This window comes from Saccharothrix mutabilis subsp. mutabilis (assembly GCF_039521145.1).
GTDB classification, from domain to species: Bacteria; Actinomycetota; Actinomycetes; order Mycobacteriales; family Pseudonocardiaceae; genus Actinosynnema; species Actinosynnema mutabilis.
In genome coordinates, this window is the sequence record NZ_BAAABU010000017.1 from 103,418 (window position 1) to 118,091 (window position 14,674).

The 14,674-nt window shown below is 73.0% G+C and carries 18 protein-coding genes; 7 read left to right on the forward strand and 11 right to left on the reverse strand.

All coding sequences use genetic code 11. The features are described from left to right. The first annotated feature begins 2 nt into the window (after positions 1 to 2). Entirely contained in the window at positions 3 to 599 is a 597-nt protein-coding gene (locus ABD126_RS28400; RefSeq protein ID WP_343937030.1) for a TetR/AcrR family transcriptional regulator, read from the forward strand. On the opposite strand, the gene ABD126_RS28405 is transcribed toward ABD126_RS28400, so the two are convergent. From ABD126_RS28405 to lanKC, 3 genes are all read right to left on the reverse strand, one after another. After that, entirely contained in the window at positions 578 to 1,327 is a 750-nt protein-coding gene (locus tag ABD126_RS28405) for a tetratricopeptide repeat protein (protein WP_343937031.1), read from the reverse strand. The two genes, ABD126_RS28400 and ABD126_RS28405, sit on opposite strands and share 22 nt — an antisense overlap. A gap of 70 nt (positions 1,328 to 1,397) precedes the next feature. Beyond that, on the reverse strand, positions 1,398 to 1,940 hold the full coding sequence (locus ABD126_RS28410) for an RNA polymerase sigma factor (RefSeq protein WP_343937032.1): 543 nt from the start codon (positions 1,938 to 1,940) through the stop codon (positions 1,398 to 1,400). Between the two features lie 304 nt (positions 1,941 to 2,244). Next, positions 2,245 to 4,824 carry a class III lanthionine synthetase LanKC gene (gene lanKC, locus ABD126_RS28415; RefSeq protein WP_343937033.1) on the reverse strand — a complete coding sequence of 860 codons (2,580 nt, stop codon included), beginning with the start codon at positions 4,822 to 4,824 and terminating at the stop codon, positions 2,245 to 2,247. 185 nt (positions 4,825 to 5,009) lie between these two features. Here lanKC and ABD126_RS28420 point away from each other — a divergent pair, with 185 nt between their 5' ends. The 3 genes from ABD126_RS28420 (at position 5,010) to ABD126_RS28430 (ending at position 7,107) form a co-directional block, all read left to right on the forward strand. Next, the gene (locus ABD126_RS28420) at positions 5,010 to 5,984 is read left to right on the forward strand and encodes a hypothetical protein (RefSeq protein ID WP_343937034.1); all 975 of its coding nucleotides are present in this window, start codon (positions 5,010 to 5,012) and stop codon (positions 5,982 to 5,984) included. Beyond that, positions 5,981 to 6,298: a winged helix-turn-helix domain-containing protein gene (locus tag ABD126_RS28425; RefSeq protein WP_343937035.1), complete on the forward strand. Its 318-nt coding sequence runs from the start codon at positions 5,981 to 5,983 to the stop codon at positions 6,296 to 6,298. Before ABD126_RS28420 ends, ABD126_RS28425 begins: the two co-directional genes overlap by 4 nt. Positions 6,299 to 6,411: 113 nt before the next feature. Continuing rightward, complete coding sequence (locus ABD126_RS28430) at positions 6,412 to 7,107, forward strand: helix-turn-helix domain-containing protein (RefSeq protein ID WP_343937036.1); 696 nt, start codon at positions 6,412 to 6,414, stop codon at positions 7,105 to 7,107. Positions 7,108 to 7,159: 52 nt separating this feature from the next. Here ABD126_RS28430 and ABD126_RS28435 read toward each other — a convergent pair whose 3' ends face one another. Continuing rightward, positions 7,160 to 7,801 (reverse strand): class I SAM-dependent methyltransferase, encoded by a 642-nt coding sequence (locus tag ABD126_RS28435; protein ID WP_343937037.1) that lies wholly within the window; start codon positions 7,799 to 7,801, stop codon positions 7,160 to 7,162. Positions 7,802 to 7,972: 171 nt separating this feature from the next. Continuing rightward, the gene (locus ABD126_RS28440; protein ID WP_343937038.1) at positions 7,973 to 8,128 is read right to left on the reverse strand and encodes a hypothetical protein; all 156 of its coding nucleotides are present in this window, start codon (positions 8,126 to 8,128) and stop codon (positions 7,973 to 7,975) included. A 70-nt stretch (positions 8,129 to 8,198) separates the two neighbouring features. Here ABD126_RS28440 and ABD126_RS28445 point away from each other — a divergent pair, with 70 nt between their 5' ends. Further along, positions 8,199 to 8,771, forward strand: coding sequence for a TetR/AcrR family transcriptional regulator (locus ABD126_RS28445; protein WP_343937039.1), 573 nt, complete (start codon positions 8,199 to 8,201; stop codon positions 8,769 to 8,771). A 77-nt stretch (positions 8,772 to 8,848) separates the two neighbouring features. Here the strand turns inward: ABD126_RS28445 and ABD126_RS28450 are convergent, their stop codons facing one another. The 5 genes from ABD126_RS28450 to ABD126_RS28470 form a co-directional block, all read right to left on the reverse strand. Beyond that, positions 8,849 to 9,988, reverse strand: a complete 1,140-nt coding sequence (locus ABD126_RS28450; RefSeq protein WP_343937040.1) for a serine hydrolase domain-containing protein — start codon at positions 9,986 to 9,988, stop codon at positions 8,849 to 8,851. 76 nt (positions 9,989 to 10,064) lie between these two features. Next, positions 10,065 to 10,706: a cation efflux transmembrane domain-containing protein gene (locus tag ABD126_RS28455; protein WP_343937041.1), complete on the reverse strand. Its 642-nt coding sequence runs from the start codon at positions 10,704 to 10,706 to the stop codon at positions 10,065 to 10,067. Further along, complete coding sequence (cmtR, locus tag ABD126_RS28460; RefSeq protein WP_343937042.1) at positions 10,703 to 11,026, reverse strand: Cd(II)/Pb(II)-sensing metalloregulatory transcriptional regulator CmtR; 324 nt, start codon at positions 11,024 to 11,026, stop codon at positions 10,703 to 10,705. Before cmtR ends, ABD126_RS28455 begins: the two co-directional genes overlap by 4 nt. Before the next feature lie 27 nt (positions 11,027 to 11,053). Then, positions 11,054 to 11,335, reverse strand: coding sequence for a DUF4287 domain-containing protein (locus ABD126_RS28465; RefSeq protein ID WP_343937043.1), 282 nt, complete (start codon positions 11,333 to 11,335; stop codon positions 11,054 to 11,056). A gap of 82 nt (positions 11,336 to 11,417) precedes the next feature. Further along, positions 11,418 to 11,807 carry a hypothetical protein gene (locus ABD126_RS28470; protein ID WP_343937044.1) on the reverse strand — a complete coding sequence of 130 codons (390 nt, stop codon included), beginning with the start codon at positions 11,805 to 11,807 and terminating at the stop codon, positions 11,418 to 11,420. A 129-nt stretch (positions 11,808 to 11,936) separates the two neighbouring features. Between ABD126_RS28470 and ABD126_RS28475 the strand changes: the two genes are divergently transcribed. Then, positions 11,937 to 13,040, forward strand: a complete 1,104-nt coding sequence (locus ABD126_RS28475) for a sensor histidine kinase (protein ID WP_343937045.1) — start codon at positions 11,937 to 11,939, stop codon at positions 13,038 to 13,040. Next, the gene (locus ABD126_RS28480; RefSeq protein WP_343937046.1) at positions 13,037 to 13,699 is read left to right on the forward strand and encodes a response regulator; all 663 of its coding nucleotides are present in this window, start codon (positions 13,037 to 13,039) and stop codon (positions 13,697 to 13,699) included. The genes ABD126_RS28475 and ABD126_RS28480 overlap by 4 nt, the downstream gene beginning before the upstream one ends. A 37-nt stretch (positions 13,700 to 13,736) precedes the next feature. Here the strand turns inward: ABD126_RS28480 and ABD126_RS28485 are convergent, their stop codons facing one another. Next, the gene (locus tag ABD126_RS28485; RefSeq protein ID WP_343937047.1) at positions 13,737 to 14,420 is read right to left on the reverse strand and encodes a S1 family peptidase; all 684 of its coding nucleotides are present in this window, start codon (positions 14,418 to 14,420) and stop codon (positions 13,737 to 13,739) included. Positions 14,421 to 14,674: the final 254 nt, after the last annotated feature.

Below are 14,674 nucleotides of genomic sequence, written 5' to 3' on the forward strand. Positions count from 1 at the left end.
CCATGCCGAAGGTCATCGACCACGACCAGCGCCGCCGCGAGATCATCGAGGTGGCCAAGCGGCTGATCGCGGAGGGCGGTTTCGAGGCGGCCACCATGCGCAGCATCGTGACGGCGGCGGGCTTCGCCAACGGTGCGCTCAAGCACTACTTCGCGGGCAAGGACGAGATCATCGCGGCGACGTTCGACAGCGTGCTCCAGGAGACCGCCGAGCAGCTGTCCACGATGGACGTCCCGGCCAGCCCCCTCGACGCGCTGCGCGGGTTCATCGAGGCCGTCATGCCGCTGGACGCCCACCGCATCACCTCGGCGCGCGTGCTGCTGGTGCTGTGGGAGCACTCGGTCGCCAACCCCGACCTCGCCCGCCGCTACCGCGACCTGCTGACGACGTGGCGGGCGGAGCTGGTCGCCCGCATCACGGCCGCCTGGACCGCGGCGTCGCGGGCGGAGGTGGAGGTGCTGGCGGACGAGATCATCTCCGCGACGATCGGCGCGAACGTGGCCAGCCTGATGCACCCGGTGGGTGAGCTGGTGGACCGCTACCACGCCTACGTCGAGTCGGTGGTGCGCCGGCTGGCTCAGGTGTACCCGTCGCGGTAGGCCTGCTGCGCGGAGCGGCTGTACCGGCGGACCCGGTCGGGCAGGCGGTTCATCCGGCGCGGGTACGACACCACCGCCCGCCACCGGTGGTACTCGGCCTCGGCCGCCGTGCGGGCCGGGTGGTGGGTCGGCAGGGCGTGGTAGAGGTCGGCGTACAGGTCCCGGGCCTCGGTGGCCCGGCCCGCCGACCACAGCCACCAGGCGTAGCCGCGCATCGCGTCCAGGGTGGGCGTGGCGGCCACGCCGTGCGTGGAGCGGCAACCGTCGAGCAGGTCGGCCCCGAGCTGACAGGCCTCGGCGGGGCCGCGGGTGACCCCGACGGTGTTCATCAGCCCCTGCTGCGCCCAGAGGGTCTGCTTGTGCCGCGGCCCCCACCGGATCGTGCACCGCCGGTGGAGTTCGACGTACTGGTCCAGGGCGTGCACGTGGGCGTTGAGGACCTCGTTGCACCAGGCGAGGCTGCCGAGCACGTCCAGCGTGTCGTCGTGGTCCGGGCCGAGCACCTGGCGGTGGGCGTCGAGCATGTCGGCGTACGCCGCCCGCGCCTCCTCGACGCGGGCGGAGTCGGCCATCGCGTCGGCCTGGCGGCGCCGGGCGGCCAGGGACGCCGGGTCGGTGCCGGGCGGGGCCGGCAGCGGCAGGTGGTTGACGTGCACGTCGCGATGGGCCTGGTAGACGCTGCCGCCGTGGGACGCCCACGCCCACTGCCCGCCCTGGGAATCACGCACGGTGTCGAGTGTCCGGCAGTTCCGTGACGCGCTGTGCGCAAAACTGCGGCCACGGACGGGTGACGCAGGGTCAGGCGTCGGACCCGTCGAGCCGGGCGCGCACGGCCGCGCGTGCCCGGTGCAGGCGGGACTTCATGGCGGCGACGCTCAGGCCGAGCGCGCGTGCCACCTCGCCGCCCGACAGGCCCTGCACGTCCCGCATGACCAGGACGCGGCGCTGGTCGTCGGGCAGCGCGGCGATGGCCGCGGCCACCCGTTCCCGCTCCAAGCGCTCCAGCACGTCGTCCTCGGCGGACGCGGTGGTGTCCACGGGAGCCGCCGCGCCCAGCCCGGCCAGGGTCGCCCTGGTCCGCCGCAGGCACTCGTTGCGCACGATCCGGAACATCCACGACGCCAGCGCGGTGGCCGCCCGCAGCGTCCCGATCCGGCGGAACAGGACGATCATCGCCTCCTGGGCGGCGTCCTCGGCGTCCTGGTCGCTCGCGCACAACGTGAACGCGAATCGCCGCACGTGCGGGTGCGCGCCGGAGACCAGAGCGGCGATCGACGCCTCGTCCCCGTCGCGCGCGGCAACCACCAGCGCCTCGGTCGGCCACACGAACGCCTTACCCACGAGTCCTCCCGAGCATGGAAACCCCCGACAAGCTATCCGGTGCCCATGAGAGGCGCGCCGAGCCCGAAAGGATTCACCGGGATCGAAGGAACCGGTGTGGGTCGAACGACCGGCAGCGGATCGTCACCGGGCGCTTACCGTCGATCACGTCCAGTTCCAACCGACACCTGAAGGGGAGGAAACAGGTGAAGGACATGCCCCGGCCGGGGACGGCCGGGGCTTCCTCGTGCGTCAGGCGCAGATGCTGCCCCGGCTGCTCGTGGTGAGCACGTGCGTGCAGGCCAGCTCCTCCTCGTCGACGTCCTCAGCCTGCAGTCGCAGGACTTCTTCCATGCCGATCACTCCTCTCTACTCCGGGTGGTGCGCTGTCGAGCACGGTCCGCAGGGCGAGCAGCACGCCGGCCGAACCCGACCACAGGTCCGCGGACAGGCGTTGGCCGGGCTCGCCGAGCCACCCCACGCCCCCGGGCCGCGGGACCGCCGACCGGAACAGGCCGCGGGCGCCGACGACGGCCGCTTCCACCAGGTCCGGTCGCCGCAGCCGACGTCCCGTGTCGGCCAGCACGGCGGCCAGGCCCGCCAAGCCGGTGAACAGCCCGGGGAACACGGCGAACCGGACCGTGCAAGCCTTCAACGAGCGTTCCAACGCCTCGGCGGGGCTGTGGTCGGTGGGCACGGGGAACTCGGCGTCCGGGTGGCGCGCGAGGAAGCGGGACAGGACGGCGGCGTAGCCGGCGCTGCCCGCGAACAGGTACGGGAAGACGCGGCGGTCCTTGAGGCCGATCTTGAACCCCAGGCCGTCGACGGGCAGCGGTTGCGCGTAGGCCAGTTCCTCGCCGAGCAACCGCATCCCGCGGTCGAACGGACGCCGGTCGCCGGTCGTCCGGTGCAGGTGCAGCAGCGCCAGGGCCACGCCGGTCCGCCCGCCGACCAGCCCGGACCGGTTGGTGCGGCTGAGGTGGCCGGTGAGGTCGTCGGGGACGGCGTCGAGCAGGCGTTCGGCCTGGTCCAGCCGGCGCGGGTCGCCGGTGCGGCGGTGGTGGGCGAGCAGGGCGAGCGCCGTGCCCGCCGCGCCACCGTTCAGCGTCGCGGACGTGGTGTTGAGCGGGTGGCGTGCGGCGGCGGTGAGCAGCGTCTCGGCGGCGTCGACCTCGCCCAGTTCGGCCAGGACGCCGGCGATGCCCGCGGTGCCGACCAGGAAGCCGGGCGCGGTGTCCTCGACCCGGGCGAGGGAGTCGTCGCGCAGCCTCCTGACGGTGGCCGGGTCGCAGGGGCGTCCGAAGCGGTGCAAGGCGTGTAGGACGCCCGCGGTGCCGGCGGCGAGGGCACGGGTGTTCGTCTCGTAGCCCAGCGGGATGGTCGGGTAGACGCGGTCGGGGTGGTCCGGCTGGGCCAGCGTTTCCAGGTGGTCGGCGGTGCGCTCGGCGAGGTCCCGCAACGCGTTGAGGGTGTCGGCGCGGACGCGGTCGGGTTCTTCGGTGCGGGGTTCGTGGTCGCGGGTGGCCAGCCGCCACAGGCGTCGGGGGACCGGTGCCTGCTCGCTGAGGTCGGCGTGCAGGTGGTCGAGCGCTTCGGGGTTGCGTTCGACCGTTTCGTGCAACGGGAAGAGCAGGAGCAGCGCCAGCGCCGACAGCCCGTACCGGTCGAGTTCGAGGGGGTCGGTGCGGGCGGTGGTCCGCGGGTCGGGGTGCAGGTAGCCGGGGGTGCCCATGACGCGGCGGACGTCGGCGATCCGTTGCGCGGCCTCGAAGTCGACCAGTCGGACGCGGTCGTCGTCGGCCACCAGGACGTTGGTCGGGCTCAGGTCGACGTAGACCCAGCCGAGGTCGTGCAGGCGGTCCAGCTGCGCGCGCAGGTCGTCCACCAGGGCCTGGCAGCGGCGGTGGTAGTCGGCGAAGTCCGCCGGGTCGGCGTTGGTGCGCACGGCCGGGTTGTTGGTGACCATCCACCGGTAGAGGGACATGCCGGGGACCAGTTCGGTGACCAGGTAGGTGTGCTCCCAGTGGTGGAACAGCTCGACCGGGCGCGGGCACAGGCCGGGGGCGCGGTCGTGGATCGCGCGCAGCGCCAGGTACTCGGCGGTGAGCCGGGTCTTGGCGGCGGACTCGTCGGCGGTGTACCCGTTGTGCGCGCGGGCTTCCTTGACGAACACCGGCTCGCCGTCCTTGCCGAACCGGTACGCGCCGCCGGCGTTGCTGTGCTGCAACACGGCCTCGAACGTGTAGCCGTTCAGGGCCACCGGCCCGTTGCCGACCGGCTTCTCGGCCGTGCGGAACGGGTCCACGACGCCGGGCGGCAACCGGAACTCGGGCCGGCGCGGGTCGTCCACCTCGGTGCCGTCGGGCGCGGTCATCCGGTCGACGTGGTGGCCTTCGGCGTCGACCACGCTGCGCCCGCGGAACGCGCCGTACCGGTAGGAGACGCACGTGCTGTCGCCGAACCGCCGATCGGTGAGGACGTACGGCCCCTCGACACCGGCGAGCGCGCTCTCCAACCGCCGCAACACCCGTAACGCGTGTTCCTGGTCGCACGGGTAGAGGGTGCAGAACTTGCCGCTCTGCACCCGATGCGCGTGCTTGTCGTGCGCGAGCAGGAACGTCCGCCGCCCGGCGAGGTGCTTGAACGACACCTCCAGCTCCACGCAGACACCGGTGACCACGGCCAGCACGTGTGGTGCGTTGTCGAGCGAGGCGGACACGTGCACCTTCCACCCCTGGTCGGGCAACGGCCCGCCGGGCGCACCCCAGTGCACCCAAGCGCCGGCAGCCGCCCGCCGCCATCCGGACGGCACCGGCCCGGCCTCGAACGGGACCCCGTGGTCGCCGAGGTCCCACGGCGCGTAGAAGTCGTCGTCGGCTAGCAGGAACGACATGTCCACGGCCATCGGGCCAAGGTGTCAAAGGGTTGTGGGAAGAGTCAATACGGCCACCCGGACTGTCCGTTGTGGACGCTTCGGTCCCTGGTCGGGATGGCCGATCCCGAACTGCGCCCAATGCGCGGCGGCGGGGACTTGACGGCACCAGGTTTGCAGTGCAAACCTGATTGTGAGACAGAACCCCAGGGGGAGCGATGGGCGACTCGGCCACCGCCGGTCTGATCGACGAGATGAGCGACCTGCGGCGCCGGACGCGGCGGGTGCGGCACGGGTACTGGTTCCCGTTGCTGCTGTTCGGCGTGCTCACGCTCGGGTCCATGCCGTTGCTGCGCCCCTTCGACTGGCGCAACTCGCCGACCAGGCGCTGCGAGCACGGGCCGGACGGGCGGGTGCGCTCGTGCGTCGACCAGTCGCCCAGCACCGCGTTCGAGGTCCCCGGGTTCGGGCGGATCGACCCGCTCGGGGTGTTCAACACCGGGTACCTCGGACCCGTCGCCCACCCGCTCGCGCTGGGCCTGTACTGGCTGGGCGTGCTGGTGCTCGGGTTCCTCGCCACGGTGTGGTGGTACCGGTGGCGGGCGTCGCGGGTCGGGGTCGAGACCTCCACCCGCATCTACGCGCAGGTCACGGTGTGCGGGCTGGGGGTGTTGCTGCTGGTGCCGCTGATCAGCGCCGTCGGCGGGCGGCTGCTGTGGCTCGGCGGGTGGACCCAGCGCATCGCGAGCGTCGTGCTGGTCGCGGTCTCGCTGGGGGCGGTGCTGGTGGCCATGCGGCTGTCGCGATCGGGGGGCGCGACCAGCCGTCGGCGGCGGGTGCTGATCGGGTTGGGCGTGGCCGCGACGGTGGTGGTCGTGTCGGTCCTGGCGGCGGCCGTCATGCACAAGGTCGGCGGGTTGATGCTGCTGGCGATCGGCCTGCTGACCCTGGCGCTGGTCGAGCGCAGCGTGTGGTGCGCGCTGGTCGTCCTGGCCTTCACCGGGTTCACCCTGCTGGCCAACGCCTCGTACATGGGTACGATCTTCTACCGCTTGGGCTGGCAGATCGGGCCGGAGGAGACGAACCTGCTGTTCAACGGCAAGGACGTGGTGCTGCCGGGCGCCGTGCTGATCATCGGGGGAGTGGTGGCGCTGATCGGTCACCGGTGGGCGAACGGGCGGGCGGCCGGGTGACCGGACCGCACCCGACCAGCGGGCTCGACGACGTCGTCCACCAGCGGCACCGGCTCGGCATCCTGACCATCGCGGCGGAGGCCAAGCGGGTCGAGTTCGGCTACCTGCGCTCCACCCTGGACCTCACGGCGGGCAACCTCTCGCGGCACATCAGCGTGCTGGAGGAGGCCGGGCTGGTGGAGGTGGACAAGGGCTACGACGGCCGCCGGCCCAAGACGTGGGTCAGCATCACCGGCCCGGGGCGCACCGCCCTGGCCGAGGAGATGGCCGCGCTGCGCGCCCTGCTCACCCGGCACGAGAACCCGCCGTCCTGACCGGTCCCCGGCTCTTTCAAGGGGGAGGAGCCGGGGACCTCCAGCACGTGTTTCGTCCTTGTCAATAACTTCAGTGTCACCCGAAAGTGTGATCCTGCTCCACGGCGCCTGGCATGATCTCGGAGGTGGACGAGCCGACGCCCTACTTCGCCGTCGGCGACGGGTACGCGGTGTACCGGGGGCCGACGACGGACACCACCTACCACCGGCACGCGGCCTTCCAGATCGCCATCGGCGCGCAGGTGTCCATGGTGGACGCCGGCGGGACAGTGCACGGGGGACCGGCGCTGCTCGTGCCGCCGATGGTGGAGCACCGCATCCTCGCCACCACCGACCTGCTCACGTTCTACGTCGAGCCGCACTGCGTGTTCGCCGATCGGCTGCGCAGCCGGAGCGGGGCCGGGATCACGGTGGCGCCCGAGTTGCGCGGGCTGCGGGAGGAGGACATCCCCGTGCGTGCGTCGGAACGGCTCGACCCGCGGCTGGTGGCGGCGTTGGACGTGGTGAAGGAGCGCGCGGTCGGGATGTCCGAAGTGGCCGCTTCGGTCGGGCTGTCGCCGCAACGGCTGCGGGCGTTGGCGCGGGCGCAGGTGGGGATGCCGTTGCCGCGCTGGCGGGTGTGGGTGGGGTTGCGGCGGGCCGCGGAGGCGTTGCGGGGCGGGCGGTCGCCGGCGGAGGCGGCGGTCGTGGCCGGGTTCGCCGACCAGGCGCACCTGACCCGGCGGATGCGGGAGATGCTGGGCCTGACGCCCGCCGCCGTGCTGCCGGTGCTGCGCGGTGAGGTGCGGCGGCCGGGGGCGGCGCGGTGAGGTCCGGCGAGGTGCAGCCCGGTGAGGTGCCGCCCGGTGAGGTGCTGCCCGGTCAGGCTCGGCGTGCGCGGTAGACCGAGATCGAGCCGGTGGCGGTCGGCACCACCTCGACCTCGCGGACGTCGGTGAACCCGGCGTCGGCGATCAGGCCGGGCAGCGCGCCGTCGGCGTTGGGCTGGGTGTCCTGCTTGCCGTCGGCGAGTTGGACGACCCGGAACGCCAGGCGCATCAACGGGGTCCGCTGCCGGCCGTAGTCGGTGAGGACCAGCTTGCCGCCGGGGCGCAGGGTGTCGGCCACGGCGGTGAGGATGGCGCGTTTCACCGGCAGCGGGCACTGGTGGAGCACGAGGCTGGACACGACCGTGTCCGCCGCGCCCGCCCCGACGATCTCGGCCACCCGGTCGCCCAGGCCGACCTCCCACCGCACGCCCGGGGCCTTGCGCCGGGCCAACGCGAGCACCTCGGGGTCCGGGTCCACGCCGACGATCCGGGCGCGGGGTTCGAGGCGGTGCAGCCGCAGGGCCAGGGAACCGGTGCCGCAGCCGACATCGACGATCAGCTCGTCGGGACGGGGCGCGACGTGCAGGGCGGTGAGGGCGCGCCACAGGCGTTCGCGGGTCAGGGCGATGGCGTGGTCGTAGAAGCGGGCCGGGGCGAGCCGCCCGAGGGCGGGGGTGAAGGCGTTCTCGGTCACCCGGTCAGCTTCGGCGGTCCGGTCGGCCGGGGTCTTGAACGAACCGCTCGTGGCCGGCGCGGCGTGTGGAACTCCGTCCGGCGCGGCCCCGGCGGAGGGCGTCCCGCTCGCTGCGCGCCTCGCGGAGTTGGCCGCCGGTTTCGCCGAGGAGGCGCGCCAGTGGGAGCCGCGTCAGCGCTCGGCCCAGCTGAAGAAGGACCCCGACCCGCCGCACGTGCTGGCGCTGACCACGTTCAACGACGACCAGTTGATGATCGACGCCCTGACCGCCGGACCCTGTCGAAACTGGGCCTGGACAACCGCGTGCAGGTCGCGCTGCTGGCCCACCAGCTCCGCCTCACCCCGGAGTCTTGACGGCGCTGTAAAGAGTGGCCGGCGGCCGTGGGAGCATGCGTGCATGACCGGGGACAGGCGGCGGGCCGACGCGGAGCGCAACATCGAGGCGATCGTGGACGCGGCCGTGGGGTGCTTCAGCGAGCAGCCCGACGCGAGCATGACGGCGATCGCGAAGGCGGCGGGCGTCAGCCGGGTCACCCTGTACGCCCACTTCCCGTCCCGCGAGGACCTGGTGGCCCGCGCGCTGGACCGCGCGGTGTCCGGCGCGGCGGAGGTGCTGGACGCGGAGTCGCTGGACGAGGGCCCGGCCGCTGAGGCGTTGTCCCGCTTGGTTCGGTCGGGGTGGCGCGTGCTGGCCGGGTACCGCAACCTGATGACGGCCGCTTCGGCGGTGCTGAGCCCTCGGCAGGTGCGCGCTTACCACAAGGTCGTGCTGCAACGGGTGGAGAAGCTGATCGCGCGGGGGTGCGAGGAGGGCGCGTTCCGCACCGACCTGCCGCAGAAGTGGCTGGTGTCGGTGTTCTACAGCGTGATCCACCTGGCGGCGGACGAGATCGCCGCCGGCCGGCTCAAGCCCAAGGATGCGGCGGACGTCGTGGAGGCGACCGTGTTGAGCACCGTGCGGCGGGCCTAGAGCCGGGTGCCTTGGCGGGGCCGGCGCGGTCGCCGGTTCGGCGCGTCACCGCGTGGCGATCGACCCCGCCCGGAACCTCAGCGGTCGCAGAAGGTGCGGTCCACGATCCGGTCCGAGGTGGCCGCCAGTTCGGCGATGTCGTCCCTGCTGTCGCCGTGCGCGCCGGTGAACGCCATGGCGATGCTGCGTCGCCCGTCCGGCGACACGCCGCCCCGGCTGATCACGCCGGCCGTGTTGCCGCCGTGGTCGTAGTAGAAACCGCCGCACGACAGGGGTTTGCGGTACAGGCCCAACCCGTGCTCCAAGCCGTCGTCGGCCGGGACGGTCCGCACCAGTTCCGCCTGCTGCGCCGGCTTGAGCAGTTCGCCGCCCAGCAACGCCCGGAAGAAGCGGCTCACGTCCCGGGTCGTGCTGGTGATCGCGCCGGCCGCGTCGCTCACGGTCGGGTTGAACTCCGTCGTGTCGGACAGCTCGCCGCCGAACTCCCACTGCTGGTACGCGCGGGCGTGCGGGTGGGGGAGGCGGTGGTCGTCGGCCGGCACGCGGGTGTCGGTCAGCCGCAACGGCCGGATGATCCGCCGCTCGACCTCGGTCCGCCAGCTGTTCCCGGTGACCGCCTCGACCACCATCCCCGCCACGACGTACCCGGTGTTGCTGTAACGCCAGTCGGTGCCCGGCGCGAAGTCCGGCGGCCGGGACAGGGCCAGCGCGACCAGTTGCCCGGGTTCGTAGTGGTCGAACCGGTGCCGCTCGAAACCCGCGCGCCCCTCGCCGGGCAGCACCGCGTGGTACTCGGGCAGGCCGCTGGTGTGCTGGAGCAGGTGGCGGACGGTGATCGCCGCGCCGTCGTGCCCGTTGCCCCGGATCAGCCCCGGCAGGTGCCGCTCGACGGGGTCGTCCAGCCCCAGCGCGCCCTCGCCGACCAGTTGCAGCACGACGGCGGCGACGAAGCTCTTGGTGTTGCTGGCGATGCGGTAGTGGCCCTGCGCGGGCACCGGCCGCCCGGTCCGGACGTCCGCCACGCCGCTGGTCACCGCCCACCCGGCGCCGCGCCCGGTGACCACCCGCGCCTGCACCCCGACCACCCCGCGCCGCTGCAACGCGTCCACGTCCCGCTGGAGTTCGGCCCGCGGGTACCCGACCGGTTCGGCCGCCTGCGCGGTGGCGGTGAGGCTCAACGACAGCGCCACCGCCACGCTCTTGTACGGAAATCGCATGCCCACAAGGCTGTCGGACCGCCGCCCCCGGCACATCGGACCGGGGTCGGGCCGACGAGGTCGGACCACGGTCCGATCAGCAGCAGTGCTCACCGCGCCACGCCGTGCGCCCCTCGCGCACCGCCACCCCGGCGATCACCAGCGCCACCACCGGATCGGCCCAGTACCAGCCGAACAACGAGTTCAGCAGCAGACCAACCAGCAGCACCCCGGACAGGTACGTGCACAACAAGGTCTGCTTGGAGTCCGCCACCGCGCTGGCCGACCCCAGCTCCCGCCCGGCGCGGCGCTGCGCCAGCGACAGCACCGGCATCACGACCAGCGACACGGCCGCCAGGACGATGCCCACCGTCGAGTGCTCGGCGGGCTCCGCACCCAGCAACGACCGCGCGGCCTCGACCGTGACGTACGCGGCCAGCGCGAAGAACGACACGGCGATCACCTTCAACGCCGTCCGCTCGCGCGCCTCGGGGTCCGCGCCGGAGAACTGCCACGCCACCGCGACGGCCGAGGCGACCTCGATGACCGAGTCCAGGCCGAACCCGATCAGGGCGGTGGAGGACGCGATCGCGCCGGCGGTGATCGCGACGACGGCCTCGACGACGTTGTAGGTGATGGTCGCCGCCACCAGCCACCGCACGCGCCGGGTCAGCGCCGCTCGCCGCTCGACGCCGACGTCCGGGGTCGCGCCGCAGCAGTCGTCCCCGCAGGCGCTCATGCGGGTTCGTCCACGCACGGCTCGGCGGTGTCCACCGCGAGCACGACTTTGACCAGCTCGCCCAACGCCCGCTCCAGGTGCGCGTCGGCCAGGGCGTAGCGGACCTGACGGCCTTCGTAGGTGGCCACCACCAGCCCGCAGCCCCGCAGGCACGACAGGTGGTTGGAGACGTTCGACCGGGTCAGGCCGAGGTGGTCGGCCAGGCGCGCCGGGTAGTGCACGCCGTCCAGCAGCGCCACGAGGATGCGGCACCGGGTCGGGTCGGCGAGCGCCCTCCCGAGGCGGGCCAGCGCGTCCTCCCGCGTCTCACACTTCAGCACGGGCCGAACTGTACAGCAGCGGCTGAACTACCGGTTCGCGAGTCCGTCGATGCGCAGGGTCGTGGACTCGTCGCGGTGGCTGCCGGTGGCGCCGACGTGCTTCGCGCTGATCTCGGTGCCGTTCTTCAGCACGTGGAACAACGCCATGCCGTGGCCGCGGCCCAGGTCGTAGTCGTTCTTGAGCCAGTCGAGGACCACGGCGGTCTTCGTGGTGGCGTCGAAGCCCCGGTCGGCCGCCTCGGCGAGGAGTTCGGCGGGGGTCTTGCCGGTCTTGTTCTCGATGGCGTCGAGGTAGGCCTGGAAGGACATGGCGTTGTCTCCTTGCGTCGTCGTCGGGACCAGCCTATGACAAGAAGGCCTGTCTGGACAACTTTTCTTTTCGGTGTGCTCCTCAGCCCTTGAGCGCCTCCCGCACCTTGGCGATCACCGCTTCCTCGACCTCGACGACCTGGCCGTCCGCGGCGGCGACCTCGTGGCAGATCGCCTCGACGGCCCGCGGGAACGCGGCGGCCTCGGCCGGGTTCTTCGCCTCCAGCACCTTCACCGACGTCCGCAGCGCTTCCAGGACCTGGCTCTCCAACTCCGCGTCGGACAGCGAGGAGAGGTCGAACCGGGCGGCGTGCAGGACGACCCGCAGCTCGGGGGACAGGTTGGTCAGCGCTCTGAGCCCGGCGTAGCGCTCCTGGATCACGGGCCCCGGGTCGGCGTGGGAGACCAGGACCATCACGCCGAACACGGCGGTGCGCAGCGCGCGGCTCTCGTCGTCCGAGTAGAAGATCATGCGACCAGCCTAAGCGATGGCCCCCGAACGGCCCCGGCTCCGCGGGACCGCCTACCGCGGTCGTGGTAGGCCGGGTCTGCTCCACCGGGAGGACTCCGTCGCGGGGGCCGGGTGGTTAGGGTTCCCGCCATGCGAACGGGGCGGGTGGGCGTCTGGGACTGGGGCATCGGCGTCGGCGTCGCCGCCGTCCTGGTGATCACCGGCTGGTCCGCGCCCGGGGTCGCGCCGGCCGCGTACCTGTTGCCCGCGGCCGGAGGGCTGGCGCTCATCGCCCGCCGGCTCGCGCCCCGCGCCGTGCTGGCGGTCACCGGCGTGTGCGCGGTCGGGGCGCAGGCCGCCGGGCTGGACCTGCCGGCCGTGGCGTACCTGGTCGCCGTCTACACCGCCATGCGCGCCGGGCGCCGGTGGGTCGTGGTCGGCGCGTCGGTCGCCCTGCTGCTCACCCTGCCGTTCGCGGACATGCTCGCCGAACCCGGCGGGGCCGCCGCCGAGTCCTTCGCCCACGCCCGGGGCGTGCTGGAGATCGGGTGGCTGGTCGGGGTCGCCGGCGCGGGGGAGGCGTTGCGGCAGGCCGAGCGGCGCGCCGACGAGGCCGAGCGGACCCGCGAGGAGACCGCCCGACGCCGGGCCGACGAGGAACGCCTGCACATCGCGCGCGAGTTGCACGACTCGCTGACCCACCAGATCTCGGTCATCAAGGTCCAGGCCGAGGCGGCGGTCCACCTGGCCCGCAAACGCGGGGAAGAGGTGCCGCCGGCCCTGCTGGCGATCCGGGACGCCGGCCGCGAAGCCACCCGCGAACTGCGCGCCACCCTCGGCGCGCTGCGCGACGACGACGTGTCACCGCCGCGCGGCATCGACCACGTCACCGGGCTGGTCGACCAGGTCCGTTCCACCGGCCTCGACCTCACCCTGACCATCGAGGGCCCCCGGCTCGACGTCCCGGCGGCCGTCGAGCGCACCGCCTACCGGATCGTCCAGGAGTCGCTGACCAACATCACCCGCCACGCCGCCGCCGCCAGCGCCGAGGTCCGCATCGGCTTCCGCGACGGCACCCTCGACATCCGCGTCGAGGACGACGGCGCCGCCACCCCCGCCGACCCCACCCCCGGCGTCGGCCTGCTCGGCATGCGCGAACGCGTCACCGCGCTCGGCGGGCGCCTGCGGGCCGAACCCCGCGCCGGCGGTGGTTTCACCGTCCACGCCGAACTCCCCGTGGAGCGCACCCCGTGATCAAGGTCCTGCTCGTGGACGACCAGCCGCTCATCCGCAGCGGCTTCCGCGCGCTGCTCGACGCCGAGGACGACATCGAGGTCGTCGCCGAGGCCGCCAACGGCCGCGAGGCCCTCGACCGCGTCCGCGCACTGCGCCCGGACATCGCGCTGGTGGACATCCAGATGCCCGTCCTCGACGGCGTCGAGACCACCCGCCGCGTCGCCGCCGACCCGGACCTGGCCGGCACCCACGTCGTCATCCTCACCAACTACGGCCTGGACGAGCACGTGTTCAACGCGCTGCGCGCCGGGGCCGCCGGGTTCCTGGTCAAGGACGTCGAACCGGAGGACTTCCTGCACGCGGTCCGGGTCGCGGCCCGCGGTGACGCGCTGCTCGCCCCGTCGATCACCCGCAAGCTGATCGACCGGTACGTCACCCAGCCGCCGCGCCCGACCGGCGGCGCCGCGCTCGACCAGCTCACCAACCGCGAGCGCGAGGCCGTCGCCCTGGTCGCCCGGGGCCTGTCCAACGACGAGATCGCCGACCACATGGTCATCACGCCGCTGACCGCCAAGACCCACGTCAACCGCGCCATGACCAAGCTGCACGCCCGTGACCGCGCGCAACTGGTCGTGCTGGCCTACGAGTCCGGCCTGGTGATCCCGGGCGGCGGGTAGGCCCGCCCTCCCGCGCGGGAGGGCGGGCCGGCCTCGGTCAGACGCCGGTGACCGTGCGGATCCAGCTCCGGTTGGCCGCCACGCTGCCGTAGGTCTGGCGGCTGCGCCCGTCCGCCGTGGACGCCACGCCGACCTGGACGCCGTTGGCCATCTGCGGGCCGCCGGAGTCGCCCTTCCAGGCGTTGCCGTCGATCCCGACCGAGCAGATCGCCCGGCCGCCGATGTAGTCGCTGCACGACGTGGACGTGACCCGCACGCTCGCCGTCTTGAGCTGCTCGGACGCCGAACCGTCGTAGCTGGTCCGACCCCACCCGTAGATGCTGTTGGTCGAGTCGACCGCCGGGTCAGCCGACGCGAGGGTCACGTAGGTGGTGGCGACCGAGCGGCTCAGCCGCAGCAACGCGAAGTCCGAGCGCGAACTGGCGACCTGGCGGACGACACCCGCCGTGGTGCCGCCGGAGGACTTGTAGACGCTGCCCACCCGCACCGACATGCTCGACGACAGGCAGTGCCGGGCGGTGAGCACCCACTCGGGCGAGATGATCGTCCCGGAACAGGCGAACCGCCCGCTCTGGAACACCGCCGCCGCCCAGGGCGCGGACGACACCGTGCCACCACCGATGATGTAGGGCGCCACGTCGTCCGCGGTGGCGGTCGACGCGGTCCCGCTGACCAGACCGAGGGCCGCGGCGGTGGCCGCGACCAGAATCCGAACACGCACAGGCCACTCTCCATTGCAGGGTAAACGGAGGGGAATCACTGACCCGGCGATCGTCACGAACGCGGCTCCGCGGTGTCAACGCGCGGTCGGGAACCCGCTGGAAAACCTCTGAAAGCCTTGCGGCAACGGTATTGTCGCCGCCCGTCGTGGCACACCGCGCGCATCGTCGATCGCATCGCCTTGAGCGGCGCGGAACCGGTCACGAATCGAGAAGCGCCGGCTCGGCGGCCGGACCTAGCGTGGTCCGCACACCG